This window comes from Sinomonas sp. P47F7, from assembly GCF_049332655.1.
In the GTDB taxonomy this organism is placed as follows: Bacteria; Actinomycetota; Actinomycetes; order Actinomycetales; family Micrococcaceae; genus Sinomonas.
This window is the reverse complement of record NZ_CP186327.1, coordinates 2,596,854-2,620,089: the sequence shown is the minus strand read 5'-3', so window position 1 is coordinate 2,620,089 and position 23,236 is coordinate 2,596,854. Positions and strand designations below refer to the sequence as shown.

23 protein-coding genes are annotated in these 23,236 nt (G+C 67.5%); 13 read left to right on the top strand and 10 right to left on the bottom strand.

Features of this window, described 5'->3' with window-relative positions:
- The first annotated feature begins 10 nt into the window (after nt 1–10).
- The 4 genes from nrdE (at nt 11) to ACOKR1_RS12180 (ending at nt 5,053) form a co-directional block, all read left to right on the top strand.
- A complete protein-coding gene (gene nrdE / locus ACOKR1_RS12195) occupies nt 11–2,137 on the top strand; it encodes a class 1b ribonucleoside-diphosphate reductase subunit alpha (protein ID WP_422933325.1) in 2,127 nt (708 codons plus the stop codon).
- A 34-nt stretch (nt 2,138–2,171) separates the two neighbouring features.
- Nucleotides 2,172–3,149, top strand: coding sequence for a class 1b ribonucleoside-diphosphate reductase subunit beta (nrdF, locus tag ACOKR1_RS12190; protein ID WP_422933324.1), 978 nt, complete (start codon nt 2,172–2,174; stop codon nt 3,147–3,149).
- A gap of 364 nt (nt 3,150–3,513) precedes the next feature.
- A complete protein-coding gene (locus ACOKR1_RS12185) occupies nt 3,514–4,812 on the top strand; it encodes a tyrosine-type recombinase/integrase (protein WP_422933323.1) in 1,299 nt (432 codons plus the stop codon).
- Between the two features lie 34 nt (nt 4,813–4,846).
- Nucleotides 4,847–5,053 carry a helix-turn-helix domain-containing protein gene (locus ACOKR1_RS12180; protein ID WP_422933322.1) on the top strand — a complete coding sequence of 69 codons (207 nt, stop codon included), beginning with the start codon at nt 4,847–4,849 and terminating at the stop codon, nt 5,051–5,053.
- A gap of 83 nt (nt 5,054–5,136) precedes the next feature.
- Here ACOKR1_RS12180 and ACOKR1_RS12175 read toward each other — a convergent pair whose 3' ends face one another.
- From ACOKR1_RS12175 to ACOKR1_RS12135, 9 genes are all read right to left on the bottom strand, one after another.
- The gene (locus ACOKR1_RS12175; RefSeq protein WP_422933321.1) at nt 5,137–5,709 is read right to left on the bottom strand and encodes a hypothetical protein; all 573 of its coding nucleotides are present in this window, start codon (nt 5,707–5,709) and stop codon (nt 5,137–5,139) included.
- A 12-nt stretch (nt 5,710–5,721) separates the two neighbouring features.
- On the bottom strand, nt 5,722–6,180 hold the full coding sequence (locus ACOKR1_RS12170) for a single-stranded DNA-binding protein (RefSeq protein WP_422933320.1): 459 nt from the start codon (nt 6,178–6,180) through the stop codon (nt 5,722–5,724).
- Nucleotides 6,181–6,262: 82 nt separating this feature from the next.
- Nucleotides 6,263–8,044, bottom strand: coding sequence for a type IV secretory system conjugative DNA transfer family protein (locus ACOKR1_RS12165; RefSeq protein WP_422933319.1), 1,782 nt, complete (start codon nt 8,042–8,044; stop codon nt 6,263–6,265).
- Entirely contained in the window at nt 8,041–8,550 is a 510-nt protein-coding gene (locus ACOKR1_RS12160; protein ID WP_422933318.1) for a hypothetical protein, read from the bottom strand. Before ACOKR1_RS12160 ends, ACOKR1_RS12165 begins: the two co-directional genes overlap by 4 nt.
- 139 nt (nt 8,551–8,689) lie before the next feature.
- Entirely contained in the window at nt 8,690–9,757 is a 1,068-nt protein-coding gene (locus tag ACOKR1_RS12155; protein WP_422933317.1) for a ParB N-terminal domain-containing protein, read from the bottom strand.
- Nucleotides 9,750–10,592, bottom strand: coding sequence for a hypothetical protein (locus ACOKR1_RS12150; protein WP_422933316.1), 843 nt, complete (start codon nt 10,590–10,592; stop codon nt 9,750–9,752). The genes ACOKR1_RS12155 and ACOKR1_RS12150 overlap by 8 nt, the downstream gene beginning before the upstream one ends.
- A gap of 84 nt (nt 10,593–10,676) precedes the next feature.
- Entirely contained in the window at nt 10,677–11,330 is a 654-nt protein-coding gene (locus tag ACOKR1_RS12145) for a DUF2637 domain-containing protein (protein WP_422933315.1), read from the bottom strand.
- Nucleotides 11,327–12,226 carry a bifunctional DNA primase/polymerase gene (locus ACOKR1_RS12140; RefSeq protein WP_422933314.1) on the bottom strand — a complete coding sequence of 300 codons (900 nt, stop codon included), beginning with the start codon at nt 12,224–12,226 and terminating at the stop codon, nt 11,327–11,329. Before ACOKR1_RS12140 ends, ACOKR1_RS12145 begins: the two co-directional genes overlap by 4 nt.
- A complete protein-coding gene (locus tag ACOKR1_RS12135) occupies nt 12,226–13,311 on the bottom strand; it encodes an ArdC-like ssDNA-binding domain-containing protein (RefSeq protein ID WP_422933313.1) in 1,086 nt (361 codons plus the stop codon). The genes ACOKR1_RS12140 and ACOKR1_RS12135 overlap by 1 nt, the downstream gene beginning before the upstream one ends.
- 338 nt (nt 13,312–13,649) lie before the next feature.
- Here ACOKR1_RS12135 and ACOKR1_RS12130 point away from each other — a divergent pair, with 338 nt between their 5' ends.
- Together ACOKR1_RS12130 and ACOKR1_RS12125 are read left to right on the top strand one after the other, a co-directional pair.
- A complete protein-coding gene (locus tag ACOKR1_RS12130) occupies nt 13,650–14,465 on the top strand; it encodes a helix-turn-helix domain-containing protein (RefSeq protein ID WP_422933312.1) in 816 nt (271 codons plus the stop codon).
- A 2-nt stretch (nt 14,466–14,467) separates the two neighbouring features.
- Nucleotides 14,468–14,938 (top strand): NUDIX hydrolase, encoded by a 471-nt coding sequence (locus ACOKR1_RS12125; protein ID WP_422933311.1) that lies wholly within the window; start codon nt 14,468–14,470, stop codon nt 14,936–14,938.
- 24 nt (nt 14,939–14,962) lie between these two features.
- On the opposite strand, the gene ACOKR1_RS12120 is transcribed toward ACOKR1_RS12125, so the two are convergent.
- Complete coding sequence (locus ACOKR1_RS12120; RefSeq protein ID WP_422933310.1) at nt 14,963–15,517, bottom strand: HD domain-containing protein; 555 nt, start codon at nt 15,515–15,517, stop codon at nt 14,963–14,965.
- A 583-nt stretch (nt 15,518–16,100) separates the two neighbouring features.
- On the opposite strand from ACOKR1_RS12120, the gene ACOKR1_RS12115 reads away from it, so the two are divergent.
- The 7 genes from ACOKR1_RS12115 (at nt 16,101) to ACOKR1_RS12085 (ending at nt 23,227) form a co-directional block, all read left to right on the top strand.
- Nucleotides 16,101–17,027, top strand: a complete 927-nt coding sequence (locus tag ACOKR1_RS12115) for a CHAP domain-containing protein (protein ID WP_422933309.1) — start codon at nt 16,101–16,103, stop codon at nt 17,025–17,027.
- 97 nt (nt 17,028–17,124) lie between these two features.
- Entirely contained in the window at nt 17,125–17,559 is a 435-nt protein-coding gene (locus ACOKR1_RS12110) for a hypothetical protein (RefSeq protein WP_422933308.1), read from the top strand.
- 29 nt (nt 17,560–17,588) lie between these two features.
- A complete protein-coding gene (locus tag ACOKR1_RS12105; RefSeq protein WP_422933307.1) occupies nt 17,589–18,794 on the top strand; it encodes a MinD/ParA family ATP-binding protein in 1,206 nt (401 codons plus the stop codon).
- A gap of 3 nt (nt 18,795–18,797) precedes the next feature.
- The gene (locus tag ACOKR1_RS12100) at nt 18,798–19,142 is read left to right on the top strand and encodes a hypothetical protein (RefSeq protein WP_422933306.1); all 345 of its coding nucleotides are present in this window, start codon (nt 18,798–18,800) and stop codon (nt 19,140–19,142) included.
- A 28-nt stretch (nt 19,143–19,170) separates the two neighbouring features.
- Entirely contained in the window at nt 19,171–19,938 is a 768-nt protein-coding gene (locus ACOKR1_RS12095; RefSeq protein WP_422933305.1) for a hypothetical protein, read from the top strand.
- Nucleotides 19,919–21,661 carry a hypothetical protein gene (locus tag ACOKR1_RS12090; RefSeq protein WP_422933304.1) on the top strand — a complete coding sequence of 581 codons (1,743 nt, stop codon included), beginning with the start codon at nt 19,919–19,921 and terminating at the stop codon, nt 21,659–21,661. The genes ACOKR1_RS12095 and ACOKR1_RS12090 overlap by 20 nt, the downstream gene beginning before the upstream one ends.
- A gap of 12 nt (nt 21,662–21,673) precedes the next feature.
- Nucleotides 21,674–23,227, top strand: a complete 1,554-nt coding sequence (locus ACOKR1_RS12085; protein ID WP_422933303.1) for a hypothetical protein — start codon at nt 21,674–21,676, stop codon at nt 23,225–23,227.
- Nucleotides 23,228–23,236: the final 9 nt, after the last annotated feature.

Below are 23,236 nucleotides of genomic sequence, written 5' to 3'. Positions count from 1 at the left end.
CCCCAAGGAAATGCCCGCGAAGTACAAGGGCTTGGGCTACCACGAGCTCAACGCGATGCTGAACCTGTACGGCGAGGACGGCAAGATCCAGTTCGAGGCCGATCGCTACGCCGCGCGCCAGTACTTCCTCCAGCACGTCAACACCAACACGGTGTTCTTCCACGACCTGGACGAGAAGCTCGAGTACCTGCTCAAGAACGACTACTACGAGCGCGAGACCCTCGACCAGTACACGATGAACTTCATCCGCGAGCTCTTCAGCCGCGCGTACAAGAAGAAGTTCCGGTTCGAGACGTTCCTTGGTGCGTTCAAGTTCTACACGTCGTACACGCTCAAGACCTTTGACGGCAAGCGCTTCCTCGAGCGCTACGAGGACCGCGTGTGCATGGTGGCCCTCCACCTCGCGCGCGGCGACGAGCAGCTCGCCACCCAGATCATGGACGAGATCATCGCCGGGCGCTTCCAGCCGGCGACACCGACGTTCCTCAACGCGGGCAAGAAGCAGCGCGGCGAGCTCGTCTCGTGCTTCCTCCTGCGCATCGAGGACAACATGGAGTCGATCGCGCGCGGCATCAACTCGGCCCTCCAGCTCTCGAAGCGCGGCGGCGGTGTGGCGCTCTCGCTCACGAACATCCGCGAGCACGGCGCCCCAATCAAGCAGATCGAGAACCAGTCCTCGGGCGTCATCCCGGTCATGAAGCTCCTTGAGGACTCGTTCTCCTACGCGAACCAGCTCGGCGCGCGCCAGGGCGCCGGCGCCGTGTACCTCAACGCTCACCACCCGGACATCTACCGCTTCCTCGACACGAAGCGTGAGAACGCAGACGAGAAGATCCGCATCAAGACCCTCTCCCTCGGCGTCGTGATCCCGGACATCACGTTCGAGCTCGCCAAGCGGAACGAGGACATGTACCTGTTCTCCCCGTACGACGTGGAGCGCGTGTACGGCATGCCGTTCTCCGACGTCTCGGTCACCGAGAAGTACTACGAGATGGTCGACGACTCGCGGATCAAGAAGACGAAGATCAACGCGCGCGAGTTCTTCCAGACCCTCGCGGAGATCCAGTTCGAGTCGGGCTACCCGTACATCATGTTCGAGGACTCGGTGAACCGGGCCAACCCGATCGCCGGCAAGGTGACCATGAGCAACCTGTGCTCGGAGATCCTGCAGGTGTCCTCGCCGTCGATCTACAACGAGGACCTCACGTACGCCCAGGTGGGCAAGGACATCTCGTGCAACCTCGGGTCGATGAACATCGCCAAGACGATGGATTCGACGAACTTCGGGCTCTCCATCGAGACGGTCATCCGCGCGCTCTCGGCCGTGTCCGACATGAGCGACATCCAGTCGGTTCCTTCGGTCGCGGAGGGCAACTCGAAGTCGCACGCGATCGGCCTCGGCCAGATGAACCTGCACGGCTACCTGGCCCGCGAGCGGGTGCACTACGGCTCCGAAGAGGGCCTCGACTTCACGAACATCTACTTCTACACCGTGCTGTTCCACGCGCTGCGGGCGTCGAACCTGCTCGCGCAGGAGCACGGCCACGCGTTCGGCGGCTTCGAGAACTCCAAGTACGCGTCGGGGGAGTTCTTCGACAAGTACACCGAGCAGGAGTGGGCGCCCACGACCGACCGCGTGCGGGAGATCTTCGCCGAGGCGAACGTTCACGTCCCGACGCAGGACGAGTGGCTCGCGCTCAAGGCCTCGGTCATGGAGCACGGTATCTACAACCAGAACCTCCAGGCCGTGCCGCCGACGGGCTCGATCAGCTACATCAACAACTCGACGTCCTCGATCCACCCGGTCGCGTCGAAGATCGAGATCCGCAAGGAAGGCAAGATCGGGCGCGTCTACTACCCGGCGCCGTACCTGACGAACGACAACCTGGACTACTACCAGGACGCGTACGAGATCGGCTACGAGAAGATCATCGACACGTACGCCGCCGCGACCCAGCACGTGGACCAGGGCCTCTCGCTCACGCTGTTCTTCAAGGACACCGCGACGACGCGTGACATCAACAAGGCCCAGATCTACGCGTGGAGGAAGGGCATCAAGACGCTCTACTACATCCGGATCCGCCAGCTCGCGCTCGAGGGCACGGAGGTGGAGGGTTGCGTCAGCTGCATGCTGTGATAGTTGACTCTCGTTCCGCTCGAAAGGACCTCCCATGACCCCCGAGAAGCTCAAGCTCCTCGACCACGTCCAGGCGATCAACTGGAACCGCATCCAGGATGAGAAGGACGTCGAGGTGTGGAACCGCCTCGTGAACAACTTCTGGCTGCCCGAGAAGGTGCCGCTCTCCAACGACGTCCAGTCGTGGCACACCCTCACCGCGCAGGAGCAGCAGCTCACGATGCGCGTGTTCACGGGCCTCACGTTGCTCGACACGATCCAGGGCACGGTCGGCGCCGTGAGCCTTATCCCCGATGCGATCACGCCGCACGAGGAGGCCGTGTACACGAACATCGCGTTCATGGAGTCGGTCCACGCGAAGAGCTACTCGTCGATCTTCTCGACGCTGTGCTCGACCAAGGAGATCGACGACGCGTTCCGGTGGAGCCTCGAGAACGAGAACCTCCAGCGCAAGGCGCACATCGTGATGGACTACTACCGCGGCGACGAGCCGCTCAAGCGCAAGGTCGCTTCGACCCTGCTCGAGAGCTTCCTGTTCTACTCGGGCTTCTACCTGCCCATGTATTGGTCCTCGCGGGCCAAGCTCACGAACACGGCGGATCTCATCCGGCTCATCATCCGCGACGAGGCCGTGCACGGCTACTACATCGGCTACAAGTTCCAGAAGGGCCTCGAGAGGGTCTCGGAGGAGAAGCGCCAGGAGATCAAGGACTACACGTTCGAGCTGCTCTTCGAGCTGTACGAGAACGAGGTCCAGTACACGCACGATCTCTACGATCCCGTGGGCCTGTCCGAAGACGTCAAGAAGTTCCTGCACTACAACGCCAACAAGGCGCTCATGAACCTCGGCTACGAGGCCATGTTCCCCTCGTCGGTCACGGACGTGAACCCCGCGATCCTCTCGGCGCTTTCGCCCAATGCCGACGAGAACCACGACTTCTTCTCGGGGTCGGGGTCGAGCTACGTCATTGGCAAGGCCGTGAACACTGAGGATGAGGACTGGGCCTTCTGAGAGTGGTCTCAGCCCGGCGCCCGTAATGTGCTGATGGGAGGCCCGGACCTGCAGGTTTCTGCAGGCCCGGGCCTCTTTTCGTGCCTTCTCCCAACGGACAGAGGAGGCCAGAGATGACCATGAATAGCCATTCGGCGGGGCGCGCCGGGGGCACGTGCGCACTTTCGAGATGGATGACGAGACGCGAGTTGATCCGATTCTGGGATCTGAGCGTGTTCGGGGTCGTGCCATATCGTGCCCCACGTGATGAACGGGCGGACTCAGTATTCGCGGACTTCTGCGGATCTAGGGGCCCGCGCCCTTCGAGGGGCATGGAGGGGCATGACGATCCGTCAGTGTCCGTTCGAGTCCACGGGAGGCCATCGTGAGCACAGCAAAGCGGGAGGCGTGGGGGAGACTGCGGAAGCTCCCTTCCGGCCGCTGGCAGGCCCGCTATCCGGCACCCGACGGCGAAACCCACACCGCCCGGACCGAGGACGACAAGCCGCTGACGTTCCTCACGAAGACCGATGCCCGTGCCTGGCTCGCCAGCGTTCACACAAAGATCGCGCGCGAGGAGTGGGAATCGCCTTCGGTGCTCGCTGCGCGTCGCCGAGCGGAGGCCGAAACAGAGAAGGCGCGATCCGTCGGATTCTCCGAGTACGCGGATTGTTGGATCGCCCTGATACGCACCGAGCCGAACCGCAGCGGGAAGAAACGCGCCATCGGAACCATCCGCTCGTACAAGAGCAAGGTGGACGGCTACCTGATCCCGGAATTCGGAGACACTCCGGTACGCCGGATCGACGAGGCGCGCATCCGTGTGATGACCGATCGCCTTGACACAATCCCCTCGCCCCTGAATCCCAGGTCCAAGTTCAACGGCATCACGCGGCCGGTGCTGATCGTCCTGATGATGATCCTCCGGCAGGCCGCGCGTGACGGAATCATCCCGGCCGCACCGAACATCTCGATTCCGAGACAGGAGTCGGTGCGGCATGACGCCGACCACGACGACAGCGAGGACGTAGCAAGCCCGGAGCAGATCGAGGATCTGTACGCGGCAACGCCGAAGCAGTGGGCGATCATGGTGCTTTTCGCGGCGTGGTGCCAGCTGCGGCGCGGCGAGTGCCTTGGACTGCAGCGCCGGGACATCGAGTGGCACGATGACGGTACTGCCACACTGCACGTGCGCCGGCAACTGAGCGCGAACACCGGTGACTACTCGAGCGAGCTGAAGAGTGACGCCGGCAAACGGTCTCTCAGCATCCCGAGGATTATGCGCGACCGTCTCGAAGCGCACCTGCGGGACAACGTTGCGCCGGAGGCCAAGGCCCCGTTGATCCCAACGAACATCCGTGGCAGCGTTCCGCTGTCGAACACACGATGGGGATACGTCTGGGCGGACGCGCGGGAAGCCGTCCCCGGCCTCCCGTCGAGGTTCCGATTCCACGACCTCCGCCACACCGGGTTGACCATCTTCGCCCAGGAGGGCGCGACGCTCGCCGAGCTGATGCGCCGTGGCGGGCACGCCGACATTCGCGTCGTGCTCCGCTATCAGCACGCCACAATGTCGCGCGATCGCGAGCTCGCCGATCGGATGAGCGACCGTGTTGCCGACCGGATCGCGGCAGCGAAAAGGAGAGCGGGGGAGCAGCCGCCGGACGGCGATGGCCACCTGTGAGGTGGGGGAACATCGCTGACAGGAGGGCAACACCATGGCAGTTCATATCCGTCCGGATACGCGAGGATTGAGACTTACATCACTAGCCGACGCCGCGGAGCAGTTGGGGATATCCATCAAGACACTTCGGCGTCGCATCTCAGACGGGACCGTGCACGGCTATCGGGTCGGACGGCTGATCCGGGTCGATCCCGACGAGCTTCGTGAGCGGCTGCTCACCGAGATACCCTCGGCGAAGTGACCATGGGGAGAGGAGGCGAACCGGAGCGGTTCGCCTCCTCCTGTCTTCGTCGCTGCGCGAGAACCTAGCAGACACGCCCTAGTTCATCGCAACTCTTGGTTGGCTGGGCCGAGGGCTGCATAGAACGCATCCTCGGCCTCGCGGCGGTTGCGAACCTCGTCGAGGACGAACTGGACGAAGTCCTCGTCGCGGTTGGTGACGGGGGTATCTTCGACGGGATCAGCGCGGTCCTCGCCTGGCCAGGCGGTTTGCCGGGTGGGTCGGTCGCGGTCGAGGCGGGTGCCGGAGACGCTCACCCAGTCGCGGAGCCGCTGCCTGGCCTCGGCGAAGTCGCGGTGCCATCCAAACGGTGCTGAGCCATTCTGCTCGGGGACATAGGCGCAGAGCCAATGCAGGTGGAGCGCCGAGAGTTCCCAGACCAGTTCGGGGTGCCGGTGCCAGGACGGCGGAATCACCGCGGCCGGGAGGCCGTAGGTGTGGCGGAGCCAGTCCACCCACGCGTTGAGCTCCAGCCATTCCGCTTCCGCTTCGTCGGCGGTGAGCAGGTTCCAGTTGATCGGGTGCGGCGGCTCGGCTAAGTCTGGGCCGCCGTACTCGCCTGTGTCGTCGGGCTCGGGCTCGTCCGGCTCGGGCGCCGTGTCGCGGTTGGCCCTCATCGCGGTGGCCGTTCAGAGTCCGAGCGCGGGCGAGGCGTTTGCCGGGTCCCTGCGGGCCTCGCTCGCCTGGGGTTCGGTGGCTGGGGTTTCGCGTTCGGCGGCAGCCTGTGCCCGGCGGGTGCGGTCGACCTCGTAGGTGGTTCGGGCGAGGTTGTGTCCGATCTTCTTGGCCACGAATTCCTCGCTCTCGATGCTCTGCCCGTCGCGTTCGTGCTCGAAGGTGTGGGCGTACCCCTCGGCGACGAAGCTGTCGCCCTTGGCGAAGCGCTCGTATGCCCGCTCGGCCGTGGCCCGGTAGGCCACGAGGTCGTGGAACGTCGGCTCGAGCTCGGTGAAGGACCCGTCGGCCTCGCGCCGGTAGTGCTCCTGGCCGATGCGGGCATAGAACCTCGCGTCGCCTTTGGCCGTGTGGCTGAGCTGAGGATCGGATGCGATGAACCCGGAGACGGATTGCTGTGTGTGGATCGCCATGGGACTACCTTCCTGATCGTCGGCGACCCGGGTTGGGTCGTCCTTGTCGGGCAGGTGCGCCGCGACTCACCGTAGTTGCGAATCAGGGTCCTGTCGGTCGCCGCAGGAGGGCTTCGATCTCGCTCCGGTCGGCCTTGATCTGGGCGCCGTCGTGGCGGGTTGGCCACGGGTTCAGGTCGGTGATGATCGGTGGGGCGGAGCGGAGGAGGGTGATGCCTGTACCGAACGGGAGGGTGCGGATGCGGTCGGGCGGCAGGATTGGGACGCGGCGGAGGGAGCGCTGGTTGGACAGGGAGCCGTGGTCGCCGGTGGTGACGGAGTCGGTGTATTCGTCGCGTTCGCCGATGAGCGTGGAGAGGTCTTGGAGGTCTCGGCTGTTGGAGGCACCGCCGAGGATGATCTTCACGATGGAGGCGTCCCAGATCGAGTTGGCCTGGTTCTCGTTCCATCGGTCGCGGGCTTGGGCGAGGGACTGCAGGACCGGCATGGTGGTGATCCCGGTGCCGCCGCCCTCGGCCATGAGGGTGGGCAGGGACGGGAGCGGGGCGAGGTTGGCGATTTCGTCGAGTGCGAGCAGCAGCGGTGGGTCGAGGCGCGCTCCGGGGGAGGAGGCGGCGAGGCGGCGGGCGGTTTCGACGAGGTCCTCGACGAACGCCGCGACGAGGGCAGCGGAAGCGCCGGCGCCGGCGCCGGTGGCGAGCAGGTAGAGGGTGCCGTGTCCGGTCAGGAACGCCTCGGGGTCGAAGTCCTCGCCATCGCGCGGTGTGACGGCGTCCAGGACGCGGGGGTCCGCGAGCGCGCCGAGCGCTAGAGAGACGCCTTGCCAGATCGAGTCTCGGGTGCGGGGGTCGGCGTCGATCATCGACTCGAGCGACTCAGCCCAGCCGGTCGCCGCGGACGGGTTGCTGTTCAGGATGGCGACGGCGTCTGCCGCGGCCGCGGGGTCGAGTGTCCAGCGGAACAGCTCCGATGGCGGTCGGTGTTCGAGGGCGGCGGCGTGGAGGAGTCCCTGGAGTGCCGTGCGGGTTTTTCCTTCCCAGAACCCGCCGGACTCGACGCCGCCGGCGGAGAGGCCGGTGGCGGATGCGAGGCCTGTCGCGCGGATCATGGCGGTCAGGGGGTCGTCGCAGCCCCTGATCGGCGACCAGCGAAGCCCGGCCGGGAGGCCCTCGGTGAGATGCTGCGGGTCGAACACCGCGACCGGGCCGATGCGCTGGCGGGCCCCGAGGGTCGCGCTGAGATTGTCGGGCCGGGTGCTCGTGGTGACGACGGCGCCGGGTGCGTCGAGGATCGCGTTGATCACGACGTGCAGGCCTTTCCCCGAGCGGGGCGGGCCGATGAGCAGGATCGAGTCCTCGGCGGAGGCCCACACCCGCTTGCCCCGGCTCTTCCCGAGGAGGTACCCGATGTCGTGGGGGCGGGGACGGTCGAGCGATGGACGGATGTTTGCGGCCCGGCTCAGCAGGGCCTTGGCGGATGCCGCCCGGACGATTTCGGCTCCGGTTGCGGTCCCGTCGATCCTGCGCGGGTCCGTTTTCGTCTGCCGGGAGTGTCGCCGTACGGCGATCCAAGCCCAGGCCCCGGCACCTGCGAACCCGGCGATGAGCAGTCCGGCGACCACCCAGTAGGCTATGGGGTTCAGGCCGTCCGCACCCAAGGCCCGCGCCGGGTCGCCCGGGTGGAACAGCACTGCGACTCCCGAGGCGATGCCGGAAGTCGGCTGGGGTGTTCCGGTCAGGAACGCCGCCGCCGCTCCGGCGATCCGAAAGATGAGTGCTACGGCCAACAGGCCGAGGAGGGCAACGATCGCGATGTTGGCGAGCTCGTTCGCCGGCGACCCCGCCTGCCGGTACTCCCCGCTCACCGCAGTCGGCTGATGACGAGGGTGCCAGAGGTCCGGCCGAGCAGGATGACGTCTCCGGCTCCCAGGCATCCGGGGCCGAGCCTGGCCTGTGCCATCCCCGATGGCCCCGCATCGGTGTGTCCGACGATGACTGCGACAGCAACCTCTTCGGCCGGAAGGAAGCCGGGTTCCTCAATCGTCGCGAACGCAGGCTGGTGAGTTTCAAGAGTCCCCTCGACAGGGGCTGCGGGTTCCGGGGCCATGTTGCGGCTGCAGGAGCCCGAGGTGATGAAACTGGTGAAAATCGTGTCGTCGCTCTCGCGGACTTCGACCTGGGCAGGGGCGGTGCGACCGCCCGTGGCGAGGTCGATGATCTGCCCAAGCGAGGACCGGTGCCAGGGCCCTGCGGATGGTGGCGGATCCAAGGGTGAGCCGTCCGCGGATGCGGTCTGGGTGCCGTCGGCATGGACATCAAGGACGACAAGTGGAAAGAGTGTCGGTGCCGAATCATGGTGGATCTTCTTCATACCCGCGAGGTGCGCTGCCGGTGGCCGTACGGCGGCCGCCTGTTGCCGAAGCGATGCTTCGCCGGCGTGCATCTCGCGTTGCGTGACCAATGCGGATTCGGGCCGAGGGCCCTACCCTCCCTGCCGTGCTTGGCGCTCGTCAGGCGGTCCGGGGCTCGGACTTGGCGCGGGCCGCGGCAGCGGACTCGGCGAATTTGATCGTTCCGGCCACGGTGTTCTGGAAGCGTTCCCATTGTTCGTCGGTCAGGGCTGCTGCGACCTCAGCGGGGTCGCAGCGCTCCCACCATCCCGCGAGCTCCTCCCAGATCAGCACGAACGCCCGGACCGTCATGACCCCTGCGCCGGGTGCCGCTGCGGGACGGGGGTGTGCGGTGCGCTTCTGTCCAGCCCGGACGCGCGCGAGTGCCTCGGCGGCGAGGTGTTCGAGGTCGGCGGCCCGGGCCTGTGGCTCGGAGGCACGCAGTCGGGCGGCGTCCTGTGCAGCCAGCCCCCGCACCATCGCGGGGACCGTGGGGTCGCCGGCGAGACGGTCGAGCTCAGCGAGGGATACCTCGGCACGGGCGCGTTGGTGGGCCGCCGTGATCGACCCGCCCGCGTCGATCCCCGCCAATTCGGCCGCCGCCCGGCGCCGGACGTCCGTTGGTGCGGTCAGGTCGGCAGCTAAGCGCTGGAGCTCGCCGATGCGTTCGAGGCTTGTGTACGAGTTTCGGCCGGTGACCATGAGCGCGGCCTGTGCCCTGGTGTCCCCGAGCTGGGATTCGGTGGACGGTGCCGCCACGGTGGCGGCACCGTCTGACCTGCGCGTTTGTCCATCGGCGGGGAACCGGGAGGCCATCTGCCGGCGCGCGGCGTCCTCGGCCAGCAGGGTCTTCAGCTCCCGGTAGAGCGCGGCTTGCTCGGTCTGGGAGAGGGGCTTGTGGAGGGCGTTGTCGTCCTGTTCTGCGAGGAGCTGCCCGAGCTCGTCGCTGATCCCCGACCGCACCCACACATTCGCCGTCTTCCAGCCCAGTTGGCGCATCGCAGCCAGCCGACGCAGCCCGCACACCAGGACCCCGTCCGGTGCGACCGTGATCGGCTGGAGCAGGCCCTCCCGTTCGATGGACGCCGCCAGCGCGCCGACGTCGCCCAGATCGCCGCGGTGGCGCCGACCGACCCGGATGGAGTCGAGCGCGCGCTCGAGCTCGATGTGCCCGGGCCGCCTACCCATGGCTCCTCCCCGAGGGAGCGGACAGGACCACGTCGGCCAGCAGCGCGTCGTCCGCGAGCAGGTCGTCGAGCGGTTCGCCGATGAGCAGCCGCAGCAGAATGCCTCGTCCCGCGGTCGTGTGCACCAGGTCCGCGTCGGGGTTGCCGAGCACGGCGCGGAGCATTGCCAGCCACGACTTGCCGGGGATGTCCAGCAGCGCGCGGGCGTGGAAGTCGCGGCGCAGAGCCTCGAACGCTGAGGCCCGCGAGGCGGCCTCGGTGAGCCGGGCGCAGATGTACTCGATCCCGGTGCGCGCAGTTGCCGCCGGCCATCCCAGCAGGGCGAACAAGGTGATCGTGTCCTCCACTGCCGACCCGATACTGGTCGAGCCTTCGACTGCGGTGGAGGAATTGGACTCGTCGGGTTCTTCTACCGGAGTGCTGTGGAAGGCGGGGTGGTAGTCGGTCAGCGGGTTGTCGCGGTCGCCGAATCGCTCCGCGTCATGGAAGCGGCTGTACTGCGGGCGGCGGGCACGGGTCACCGAGCACAGCAGCCCTTGGCCGCGTTCCTCTGCCAAGCAGGTGATCCGCACGGCGTGGGTGACCACCGCCCACGGGTCCTCGGCCCGACGCACCGAGGGGTTGCGCATCGCGTCGAAGGCTGCAGTCGCGGCCTCCCACGGGTCCAGCCCGTGCTTGCGGGCGAGGGCGGCATACTTCTCGGCTGTATGCCGCATCAAGGCTGCTGCCTCGGGATCGTCCCGCCAAGCGCCGCGACCGGCCCGGTGAAGGCGGGTCAGCAGGGCTCGCAGCCCCTCGGGATCCTCGAACTTACGGTTGCGACTCGTTGTGCTCATGATCTGGGACCTCCTGACAGGCAAGTGCGTATGCGTTCCCCGGCAATTGACGTCGCTGCGGTGCTGGAGCAGGACATAGTCAGCTCACCTCAGGCCAATCGCTGGACCTCCGTCACGTGCGTTCGCGGTCCCGGCCCTTGAGAACCAGCGGCCGACCGTAGACGGTGCGACCCCGAGGCGTCGGGCGATCGCTTTGTTCGACCAACCCTCCGACCGGAGTCCCGCTGCGACCTCCCGTCGGCGACTCACCCCTGACGCGAAGGAAACTTCCCCAACGGCAGTGCCCTCGATGCCTCCCGCGTCCTCGGCGGTGACGGCTCCGACGGCGCGATGAGAACGGACCAAGACGACCGTCAGGTGCGTGCTCGCCAGCAGCACCAGGGGCGGGACGGCCGCGACGCAGGCGGCCAGCAGACCGGGCACATCCGGATCGGCTGCCACCGTAGCGTGCAGCGCGTTCGCCGTCACCGACACGACCGTCCCTGCCACCAGCAGCAGCCACGGATACCAAGCCGCCACCCGGCGATCGAGCGCGACCACCGCGACCGTGGCGACCACGATCAACCCGTCCACGATCAGCGGCCACGCCCAGGCCTGCCCCGCCTCAACACCGGACCGACGCGCCAAGTCCGAGAGGGCAGTGAAGGAGAGCCAGAACGCGAACGCGGCGATCAGCACCGTCCCCGCAACCGCCGTCCGGACCGCGAGGGCGCTCTCACGAAGACTGGTTGGGATCACGAGAGCACCTGACCCTTCACCTGCGCGGCACGACGGCTCCCTCCGCGGCGCCAGGACGCGTCGTCCAGTCGCGGGCCGGTATGGGTTGCACGGTAGGCGGAGCGGATCGTCACGTCCACCTCGCGGGACGGCAGACCCGCCTGCTCGGCGGCAGGCCCCAACACCTCCTGGGTCACCTCCGGGGACGCGCCCGCCTCGGCCATCCGACACGCTGCCCAGAACAAGCCACGGTTGCGCTCACCCTCACCGCGCGAGGCGACCCACCCTGCCAGGCGCTGGCCATCCCTTACGTTGGCGATACCTCGAGAGAGCGCGATCGGCTCGCGCCTCGTGTCGAGCAGATCCCGCAGTGCCATCGCGTCGACCGGCGAGACCATTCCGTCGTTGCTGCGGATGAGCGCGTACGCCGCCCGCAGACCCGTCTCGAGGTCCACGACCGACGGAGGCAAGATCACATAACCGCCGTCGCCGCGGAAGTCCACCCGCGCCGACGCCGCCTGCCACGATGGCTGCCGCCGGGCCGGGTCCGCCGGGTAGTAGGCGTGCATCCCGCCCGACGGCGTCCGCACCAGCACCAGCCACCCGCCGACCAGCCCCGCCTGGCGAGCCTGCTCGAACGAGCCGAACCCCGACCCGCCAGCCTTCCGATCGACATCGACCACCTCCACCCCGGACGTTGCCCCGGTGGGCAGGCCGATGTTGGCACCGGGCCATCGGCGCCACCAGGACACCACTCGCCGCGTCTCCGCAGTCGCGTCGTGGAAACCCCGCGTAGTCAGCGGACGCTTCCCGCCCGGCACGCACGGGAATATTGGGACCCCTGCAACAGCGAACCGCCCGGCCGACTCCGCCAACGACAGGTTCGCAACCTCAACGAAGAGTCCGGTTGGATCCATCAGAGGCTCCGCTGCCCGGGGACGGTTGCCCGCGACCCTCGATGAACGTCGACAGCCAGCGACGGGATACGCTCCGGGCGCGGGGTGCGGTCGATATCGTCGCGTTCACGAGTGAGACCAGGTGGATCGCCCGCTCCAACTTGGACCGTGGGCAGAGCATCCAAGATCGTGCCGGCGGTCCTCCGGACTCGCTCACCAGTGGCCTGGACCACCTCGACTGGGAACTTGCCCTCGACCTGCCCCGCCCAACCAGACACGTACGGGATCGTGTACGAGCTGGTGTCCATCCCGTGCGCGGCCCCGATCATCAGCGCGACGGACTCCGCCTCCACCTCACCGATCCCGCGATGTCGAGTGGTGTCGGGGTTGCCGGGGCCGTGCAGCTTCACGTGGGCGAGCTCGTGCGCCAGGGTCTTCGCCTGAGCAGCTGGATCCATGTCCAGCCTCACCGCGACCGTCCGGCCCCCGAAGTCGGTCAGCCCGTTTGCTCCGCCGATCACACGCCCATCGGGGACCCGCAGCACCGTGAACCCTTCCGCCTCTACAAGAGAAGCGAGACCCTCCCACAGCCCGTCGGGTGCCTCGCCCTCCAATAGGGCGGCAACCGGTCGTTCGGGAATAGGATCACCCGATGTCTGAGAGACATCCCACACATATGCCGGGCGGACGCCGATCAGGCGCGATCGCACCACCTCACCGCCGTTTGGCTTTTCGAACTTCCCGAGCCGACGCCACGACTCAGCATCCTGGGGCGTCGGTGACGCAAACCGGCCTGTTACGGGCGCGAAGATCATGTACCCGGGCTGTCCCTGTTCTACCTGGCGACCAAGCAGCTGCCATTGCTTGTATCCCGCGACGTACGACGGCACCGGTTCAGGCACACGGCCCGCCTCAAAGGCCGCCTCGTGCTGCGCCCAGATCAACAGTGTGTTGTTGAATGACCTGGTCCGGAACCGAGCCGCGAACTCGAGCGCCCGCTTCCAGTCATCACCCGACACAAGCGCCTCGACGGCCCTCGCGAGACGTTCGTGTAGATCGTCGAGCTTTGCATCCCGCGCCGCACGGGAATCCTCACTGGCAGCCATCACAGCCTCCTCCCGCCGATGCCGCCCGCGGGCCGGGCGGCCGTGCAGCGATGAGGTGTGTCACTGGAACCACTGAGCGTGCACGGACGAAGACGGGCAGGCCAGACTGGCTGCGCCCGAGGCCTGCGGCGATGGTTCGCGGCGTCATCAGGTTTTCGAGTTCGGCTGGGGGTCGCATGGGAGGCCCTCCTGTCTGGATCTGTGCCTCCGCCTGTTCGGAGGATGGGACCACTCAACGCGCCCATTTCCGGCATTCCCACGTCATTCGTGCGTCAGTCCTTGGACAGAAGCCACTCATTCCGCGGCAGAATGGGGCTAACGATGTCCAAGGAGTGCCGTTGACCGAATCCAATGCCACAGCCCGGGAAGAAGACAGGCCTGCCGCTCACGTGCGCAAGAGGAATGCCCTGCTGAGCGCGCGCATGAACGCCAAGGCAATTTCGACGTCGGCACTCGCACGCAAGTCAGGCATCGACCAACGCACCATTGAACGCTGGCTTGAAGGCGAAACGAAGCCCCAGCGAGAGAACGCGCAGGCCGTTGCCCACGCGCTTGAATGCGAACCGCACGAACTCTGGCCGCAGCTTTTCTCCCCGCCACGCGCGAGCGGCGCCGGAATCATCCCCGCGGTCTTCTATCCCAGCCGTGCCCATGTGCCCCGGGATGCCTGGGCCGATCTCTTCGGCGGCGCATCCGAGCAGATCGATATCTGCGTGTACGGCGGGACATTTCTCTTTGACACCGTTCCGAGGTTCCTGGATCTCGCCCGCGACGCAGCGCGCAGGGGCGCGCTGATCCGCTTCATGGCGGGCGACCCGACCTCGGAGGCGGTCCACCAGCGCGGCATCGAGGAACAGATCGAACACAGCCTCGGCGACCGATGCAGGATGACGATCCGACGCCTCAAGCCGATAGCAGACGAACCCAACGTCAGCATCAGAGTCCACGGCACGCCCCTGTACACGTCGACCTTCCGCGCGGACAGCACCATGGTCGTCAATCCCCATGTCTACGGCTCCCCGGCCAGCGACAACCCGGTCTTCATCCTCAACAGGGACACCGCCGTCCCGGTGCCCTGGGAGACCTATACCACCGCATTCGAGCGCATCTGGGCGACGGCCCACCCTGTTTACCGCATCGATGGAGGAAGCTGACCATGGCCCGAACAGACCATTTCAACAACCCGAACGCACCCAGGCCCAACAGCGTCGTCCCGTCCACCACAGCGGTCGTGACAGACGACGGGGGCAGGATCGCTCTCGTGCATCGCAAGGACAACGGGCTCTGGGCGCTCCCCGGCGGCGGGATGGAGCTCGGGGAGTCCATCGAAGACTGCGCGGTCCGTGAAGTCAGGGAGGAGACTGGGCTCGATGTCCGCGTCACTGGTCTGGTCGGCGTCTACACCAACCCGAATCACGTCATCGAGTACACCGATGGCGAGGTCCGCCAGCAGTTCTCGCTCTGCTTCACCACCGAACTCCTCGGTGGTGACCTCGCCTATGACACCGAGAGCACCGCGATTGCCTGGGTCGAGCCCGAACGCATCTCCGAGCTGGACATGCACCCGTCGATGCGGCTTCGAATCAGCCACTACCTCGACCGCCGCCCCGCCCCCTATCTCGGCTGAGTATCGCCCGACTGCGACCGGTCACTAGCGGGAGTCCGCTGCAGCAATGAGGCGTTTCACCCGCTCCGCTGCAGCAAGGAGGCCCGGCGACGACCGCATCACGGCCCTGTTCACCGGGTGCCGGTCCGGATACCGTGACAGGATCTCCGTGATACGTGCCTCCACCTCCACGCGCTCGCCCCCCGGCCCGACGGTGAGGTCGGAGAACGTCAGGACATCCAGCAGCACTGGATCCGGCCGCTCGAACGCCGCCAGCGCGTCCGACAGTCCTCGTTCCGCGGCTTCGTTCTCCGCGCCCGTGTGGTAGGCCACGAGCGATACCACGGCGTCGGGAAAGCCCTGGTCCTTGACGAACATGGCCCCGTCGACGGGGTGGAAGCCGGTTGCCGCGACACGCTCCGCATAGCCGACGTCGTGCAGCCATGCCGCGGCGGCGACCGTGTTGCGCCCTGGCAGCCTCAACTGCTCGGCGATCGACGTGGCCGTGGCGGCCACGCCTGCCACGTGTGCCCGCCTCGATGGCAGGTCAGAGAGCGTCTCCAACGCCACCCCCTGCGCATGCTCGACCAGAGAAGCCATGACATCAGCCTATCTAGTCGCCTCGCCTTGGCTCGGTCGTCGGAACTGAGGGAGCCGGTCTCGAAGGGCATGCCGGGCGAAGCCGGGGCAGTCTATAGCGCAGGGCTCGACCAGATCAACGACGCAGCCTGCCGAATCCGGTCTCGAAACGGGTCCGATGCGCGTTTGCCCAGATCACCCCAAGGATTCCTTTTCGGGCGCTCTGAGCGAGGCCCCGTCGTTCTCAGAGCCTGCTCTTACGGATTTGACCCACGTCATACAGATTTGACACGGGCTGTCGTCAGCGGCTTCACCGTCTGCCAGAATCCGCAATTGTCGGCCGATCCAGCTTCTGGATGATTTCGGCCACGTTCATGCAAGTTTGCGGCCTCCCTCTCGGTCCCCTCGGTGCACATCGAGAAGTGGAAGCAAATTTGGGGGGAGGCGACTCCGCATGGGTTCAAGGACGGTGCTGGGGGCGGCCGCGGCTGCGCTCCTGGTCGGGTCCGTGGCCTTGGTCACGGTTGTGACAGACGGCAACGGCAGTGCGACGCCGTTAGCGGCACAGGCCGCGTGCGTTCCGGCGCCTGCCGGGTCGCCGGCCGTGACGCCCGCTTCTCGCCACATTGCCGGCTACTCAGGCGTTCAGCTGGCCAACGCGCGAGCGATCATCGATGCCGGCAAGGCGATGGGGCTGTCAGTCAGGGGCGAGACCATCGGGGTGATGACCGCGATGGGGGAGTCCGGTCTGCGGGTTCTGGACCATGGGGATACTGTCGGGCCTGATTCGCGTGGACTCTTCCAGCAGCGCGGGGACGGGGCCTGGGGTTCGCCGCGCGACCGCATGGACCCGGGGGTGAGCGCGACCAACTTCTTCAAGGCCCTCCTGGGCGTGCAGGGGTGGGAGCAGCTCGACCCGACCATCGCCGCGCACAGGGTCCAACGCAACGCCGACCCCTACCACTACGAGGGCTACTGGCCTGCCGCGACCGCGGTGGTGAGCGGCCTGGCCGGCGTGAAGGGCTCCGACATCGCCGGGTCGACGTCCTGCGGGAGAGCGGCCGGGGCGGGCGACGACCTGCCGTGGGCCGCGGGTCCGATCGACGCGGCATCCCCTGACGGGACGTTCACCCGCGAGTGCGTCGACTTCGCCCTGTGGCGTGTCAATCAGGCCCTCGGCAGCACGACGGCCCCGTTCAAGATCCTCAACTCCACCTTCCGCCCCGACGGCAGGCGGCTCGGTTCCGCGCTGACGTGGAAGGACGGCTGGGACGCGAGGGGCTGGCCCACGGGCAGGACGCCTCAGGCCGGAGCGGTCGCCTGGTACGCCCCGAACACGGGCGGGGCGGGCGATCTTGGGCATGTGGCCATCGTGAGGGCGGTAAACGGCGACGGGACGTACCTCGAAGAGGGGTACAACGGCAATCCGCCGCCGAATGACCACACCTACTACACACGCACGGTCAAGGACAGCACGCCGAGCGCCTTCCTGTACGTGCCGACCCGGAAGGATTCCGGCCTTGCGTCCTAGCCCAGCTGCGACCTCGGCCGCCACAGCGGCGGCGTTGCTTGCCCTCACCCTCACCGGGTGCGCGGCGGCCCCTGCGGCGTCGAGGGTTTATCCGGACATGTCCCCGTCCGCAGGTCCGACGGGGTCCGCCTCGGTGTCTCTCAGCGCCGAGGACCGGCCCCAGGCGCCGGGAGGGACGTCGCCTGCGGCCTTGGGGGTGGCGTGGGACACGGCGTCGAAGACGGCTGCCCTCGATCTGGCGACACGGGGGATGACCCTGTACGCGCGCCCCGGTGTGAGCGCCCAGGCATGGATCGCGGACCTCCGCCCGCTCCTGACACCGCAGGCGGCGCACGACTACATGGACGTCGATCCGTCCACGATCGGGATCACGTCGTTCGGGGCGGGCGAGCTGGCCGTCGACGAGACGAACGGCTTCGCGGCCAAGGCCCGGTTCGGCTCGGCGGCGGGGCCGTATGAGGTGGTCCTCCACCGCAACGGCGCCGACCAGCCGTGGAAAATCGTCCGGTTCAACGTCCCGGGCCCCCAGTGAGACAGACACCGCAAGAGGAGGAAGAATCCATGACGACGAATTGGCAGGGGATCGAGCGGGGCGCTGCTCACCGCTCCGCTCTCGCGGACCTGACCGCGGATCTCGAAAGCAGGCCGATCGCCGAGGCAGTCAACGAGGCGATCCCCGAGCCGGTCGGACTAACCTCGGAGCTCCAACACACGGAGCACGGAGAACTGGCGCAGGAGGAGCCGCTTGTGAGGGGGCGCCGGAGCTCGGCGATCCTGCGGAAGGAGAACATTGACGACCAGCTGCCGCCGATCTCCGGCTGGCAGGCGCTCGTCCGGGCCATGACCTTCGGGCTCATCAATCCGAAGGCCGGGTCGGAAGAGCTCAGGCGCCGGGCCGACATCGCCGCGATCCAGCGGATCTACAGCCGCCCCATGATGGTCATGGCGGCGCAGCCTCTGGGCGGGGTCGGGAAGACAACCTGCAGCATCGGGCTCGGGTCGACCTTCGGGATCCACTCGGCGCTCCAGACGCTGGTGTGGGACAACAACGAGACGATGGGCACGCTCGGCGTGCGCACGAACTCGAACGACTCGACCCGGACGGTCTGGGACCTGCTGCGCGTGCTCGGGTCGTTCGAGCGGATCGAGGCCCGCAAGGGCGAGCTGTCGTTCTACACCCGCCACCAGGGCAACAACTCGTTCAACGTGCTCGTCTCCGACGAGGACCCCGACCGGATGAAGCAGATCGGGGTCGAGGAGTTCAACCGGCTCCACACGGTCCTGACCAGGTTCTACGACACGATCATCGTCGACACGGCCAACAACACCCGCAGCGCGAACTGGCTGGCCGCGATCGACGTGGCGGACCAGCTCGTGATACCGACCACGCTAAAGCGCAACTCGGTCGTCTCGGCGCTGAGGATGATCGAGCAGCTCGAGTCCATGTCCGAGCACACAGGCAGCCCGCGTTACAAGGAGCTCGTCGCGAACGCTGTGGTCCTGGTGACGCAGGGCGCCGGAGCGTCCTCGCCGACAGCCGAGCGGACCGAGCTGCGCCGAGCCCTCGACGAGGCGGTGCGCGCCGTGATCGACATCCCCTACGACAAGGCCCTGGACACCGGCTCGATCATCGACTGGCAGCTCGTCGGCTCCCCGGTCCGCCGTGCCTTCGAGCGGGCAGCCGCGGCGATCGCCGACGGGCTCCTGCACGCCGACGCCGCCTCCGCACACACCCAGACTGCCCCGACAACCCATGGAAGGCGCTAAGCCATGCTGACCGCTCTCACCTCCGAAATCGTCATCCGCTCGACGGCGCCATTCGTCGAGAACCCGCTCGACTGGACCAAGCCGGACTTCAACGTCTTCGGCATCAAGTTCAAGAACGCCTCCGCGCTCGTCCTCGGAGGCATCTGGGGCCTAGTGCTCATCGTTATCGCCGGGGCTTTCCTCCTGGCCCTGGCCAAGTGGGGCCTCGCCCACAACCGAGGCCATGTCGACGACATCGCCGAGGGCGCCCAAGGCGTGAAGAAGACGGCTCTCGTCTTCGGGTGCAGCGCCGCGGCCGGGGTGATCCTCGGGTTCATCCTGGCCCTCACCGGTGCGATCGGGGCCTAAGACGATGCGGCTCCATTGGAAGGCTTTCGTGGCCGCCGCCATCGTCGTAGCAGCCATCACGGCCGCCGCGCTCATCCTCGGCACCCGACACGATCAGCCGGTAGCCGAGGCCGCGGCCACGGTCGCTGGCGGAGGGAAGCTCGGCTTCCCCGTCTCCCAGGTGAGGATCGGATCCGGCGGATCCGGCGTTGCCGCGGACGGCAAGACCCCGATCGGGTACGACGGAAGCTGCAACTCGGCAGCCGCCGCGGCCGCGAACTACCTGCCAGTCATCGCCGACGTCCACCCCAGCGCATGGCGGGCACAGCAGAAGGCATTGGCCCAGATCGACGTCTCCGCCGACGAGCTCGAAGCCAAGACCACGCTCGCGGACCTCGAGGCCAAGAACCTCGAGGCCAGCGGCATCCGGACCTTCGACGGCGACTGGGTGACCAGAACCGACGTCGCGAGCGGCGGGCTCTACCGGCTGGTCTCCTGCAGCGAACGCACAAGCGCCCTGGTCCAGGTCGTCTACGGAGTGGTCGACGCCCGCACGGGCGACGACCCCAAGGCGAGCTTCGTGACACAGTCGCTCGACCTCTCGTGGCACGGAGGTGACTGGATGGTCACCCGCAGCCAGGCTCCGCTCGGCGACAACGGCACGCTCGGAGGCCGGCTCCCGGACCGGGGACCGAACGCCGCTGCCCTTCCTGCGCCTGGCGGGAAGGCCCCGGTGCTGACCAAAGAGCTGGCCGACCAAGCCTTCAAGGACGTCTCTCGTGAGGGGTGGATCGAGTATGCGAACGCTCTCCGCTAAGATCCGGCCCGTCGCCATGGCCCTGGTCGTCATGTTCAGCTTCTGCATCGTCTCGACCCAGGCCGTCTACGCCGCCGACCAGTCCCAACCCCAGTCATCGAGCCTGAACGCCGACGAGATGAAGCGCCTCGCCGGGCTCCCGGCCACACAGCGCAGCCAGATCCGGGACTCGATCGTGCAGAAGCTTTCGCAGGACGCCTGCGGAATCAACGCCCTGCACCTCGCCCTGCCGGGCTCGTGCGAGCAGGACACCGCGAAGGCGTTCGCCGTGTTCCTAGCCACCCCGGAGCAGGCCCTGGCTTACAGCCCGTCCAAGGACGGCGCGAGCCTCTGCGCGGCCTATTTGGCCATCGGCGACCCCGCCGCTTCGATGGCCTGCAGGCTCGACAACACCGTCGCCAGGATGACCCCGCTGGCAGGGGACGTCCTCAAGGACGTCATCGCGATCTCCCCGGGCGGGCAGTTCGTCCTCGGGGCGGTGGACGTGATCTCGTTCATCGCTGACCCGAAGGACGGGTTCGAGAGGTTCGCCAACACTGTCAAGGACGGGGCGGTGAAGGCCACCAGCGAGGTCACCCAGAACCTGACGAAGACCTCCGCCTTCGTCATCGACGACGGGTTCCGCGACACATGGGGCGCCTTCGCAGCCGTCGGGCTGGTGATCCTGGCCCTGATGTACTTCAAGCTCTGGAAGGACGTGGCCAAGGACGGGGACATCGACCTCGAGGAGGTGCGCCGAGCCCTGATCTGGTACGGGCCCCTGTCCGTCGTGCTCGTGCTGTTCGGCCCGGCCATCGGGCACGTGCTCAACGGCTGGTTCTCCGGGTTCACCGATGCGTTCTCCGACTGGTCCGCGACCAGGATCGCCTCGTTCATGGAGGTCGTGTCCCGCTTCGCCTCTTACCAGTCCAACGGCGTGTTCGGCCCCTTGGCGGCGGTGATCCTGTTCGGGCTGCTCTTCTTCGGCGCCTGGGGCCTGATCGGGGTCCTGTTCCTGCAGCCCTTCGCCCTGTACATGATCGGCGTCGGTATCGCCCTGGCGATCGGGTTCCTCGTCCATCCCCAGTATCGGGGCCGGGTCGCGAAGATCTTTTCCCTCTGGCTGGGCATCGGCCTGTCCAAGCCGCTGCTGATCCTTCTCATCGGAGCGGTCTTCGGCTTCGTCGCCGGCCAGCCAGCCTTCAAGGACGGCGTCGACGACGCCCTCGTGAACGCCTCGAGCGTCTTTATCGCAGGGGCCGCGATGCTCATGTTCGCGTTCGCACCGATGGGACTGTTCAAATGGGTCCCGCTGTTGCCCTCCGCCTCGACGAGCGTCGGCGCCGGTCGCGGCTCCGTCGCCGGGGCGGCCCTCGTCGCCGGAGCCGGGGCCGGTGTCAGCTCGATGATCCGGAACCAGCGCAGCATGTTCAACCGCAATCAAAGCTCAGGTGCCGGCAACCGCGCCTCAGGGCAGGCGGTCAGCAGCGCCGCATCGACAGAAACTGGCGGGACGTCGTCGCCCTCGCCGATCCACGGGGGACAGAGTCCGTCGAGGCGCTCGGCTCTCCAGGCAGCGGGGAGCGTCGGTGCGGTCACGGCAAAGACCGCAGGCAAGGTCGCCAGCGGCGGCGCCGCGGCGTTCCTGCTGGCCGCGCGGGAGACGGCCCGCACGGCCGCCCGGCGAGGCCGGATGGCCGCGGAGACCATCGCCCCGAACACCGACCACATCAGCGGACGCTAGCAGGGAGACACAATGAGGATGGTCGTACTCGGCGGCGAAGTGGCCGGCCGTGGCCTCTGGGGCGGGCACCGTTCGGGCCCCGAGTGGGCCGGCATGATCGCCTCGCTGGCAGTGGCCCTGGTGGTCATGTTCAGCGGCATCCAGCAGATCCTGGCCTTCTTCGCCGCGGGCGCGGTCCTGCTGGTCGGAACGGTCCTGACCACTCCGACCAGGTTCACCGACCACCGCAGTGTCGGCGCACTGCTCGCCGAGCGGTGGCATCAGTGGCACCGGCGCCGGAAGGGGACCGCGGTGTTCGTCCCGGTCACTGCTCGCGCGGCGACGCGGCGGGCGAGGGCCCCGAGGTCGCAGGCGGACCGCGCCGACGCAGATGGCATGATCGACGTCCCGATCCGGCATCGCGACACTGCGCCGCTCATGGTGGGATCCGTCCGGTTCTTCTCCGTCCACACGCCTCTGGGACAGATGGCGGTGTTCCGGCATCAGGCCAAGAAGCCCTACTACACGGCCACGGTCGAGACGATTGGTACCAGCTCGGGGCTGCGCGAGGAGCACCGGGAGGACGCGGGCTACATCGCGCATGGGCAGGTCCTGGCACGGCTGGCCCGCCGCCAGCAGCTGATCACACACGTCCAGTCGATCTCCCGCAGCGTGCCAGTCGACGCCACCGACCACCTGCTGTGGCTGCGCCGCCAGATCGCCAACGAGGTCCCGGAGGTCCTGCTCGAGTCGTACGGCGAGCTGTGCGACGTCGTCCGCTCCCGCGCAGAGCAGCACCGCACCTACGAGACCTTCCGAATCCCCGCCGGGGACCCGCTCTACCGGCGGGCGTCCGTGTACGGGGAAGGCGACGAGGGCGTCGGCCTGGCGATCTTCAACGAGGTCCGCTCGGCGATGTCCTACGCCGAGATCAAGGGCTCAGTCACCGGCTGCCGCCCGCTCGGCCCTCTCGAGATGGCCGCCCTGTTGCGCCACCTCCAAGACCCGGACTACGACATCGACGACCAAGACGGAGCGGACCTCGCCGACTGCTGGCAGCACCTGGACGGCTCGACGTCGCCGAACGCCGTCGTCGTCAACGGCAAGTGGCACACGCGCACCGGGTACGTGCCGGCCACTGCGTTCAGCCCGGAAGCGGTGCCGGTCGAGGCGCTGCGGCCCCTGCTGCGGGGCATCCAGCCCCCAGTGGTCCACACGGTCGCAGTCGTCTCCGAACTCCAAGACGCCCGCCAGGCGCGCGGGCAGGCCAGACGCCATGTGGCCGATGACAAGGCGCGGAAGAAGACCGCCGAGGAAGCAGGACGAGTGACCGACGGCGAAGAGGACGTGCTCCTGGATGCCTCGAAACAGCGCCTTGTCGACCTCCGGGTCGGATCCGGGCACCACGGCGCCGCGTTCGGCCTCTACATCACCTACTCAGTGGACGACGCCGAACAGGTCCTTCCGACGGCGGACATCATCGAGGCCGCGGCCGCCGACGCCGGGATCGAGCGCATCGACTGGCTCGACCACCGGCAGGACCTTGCATCAATCACGACCATGCCGTTCACGAGGGGGATCCGATGAGCACCGAGA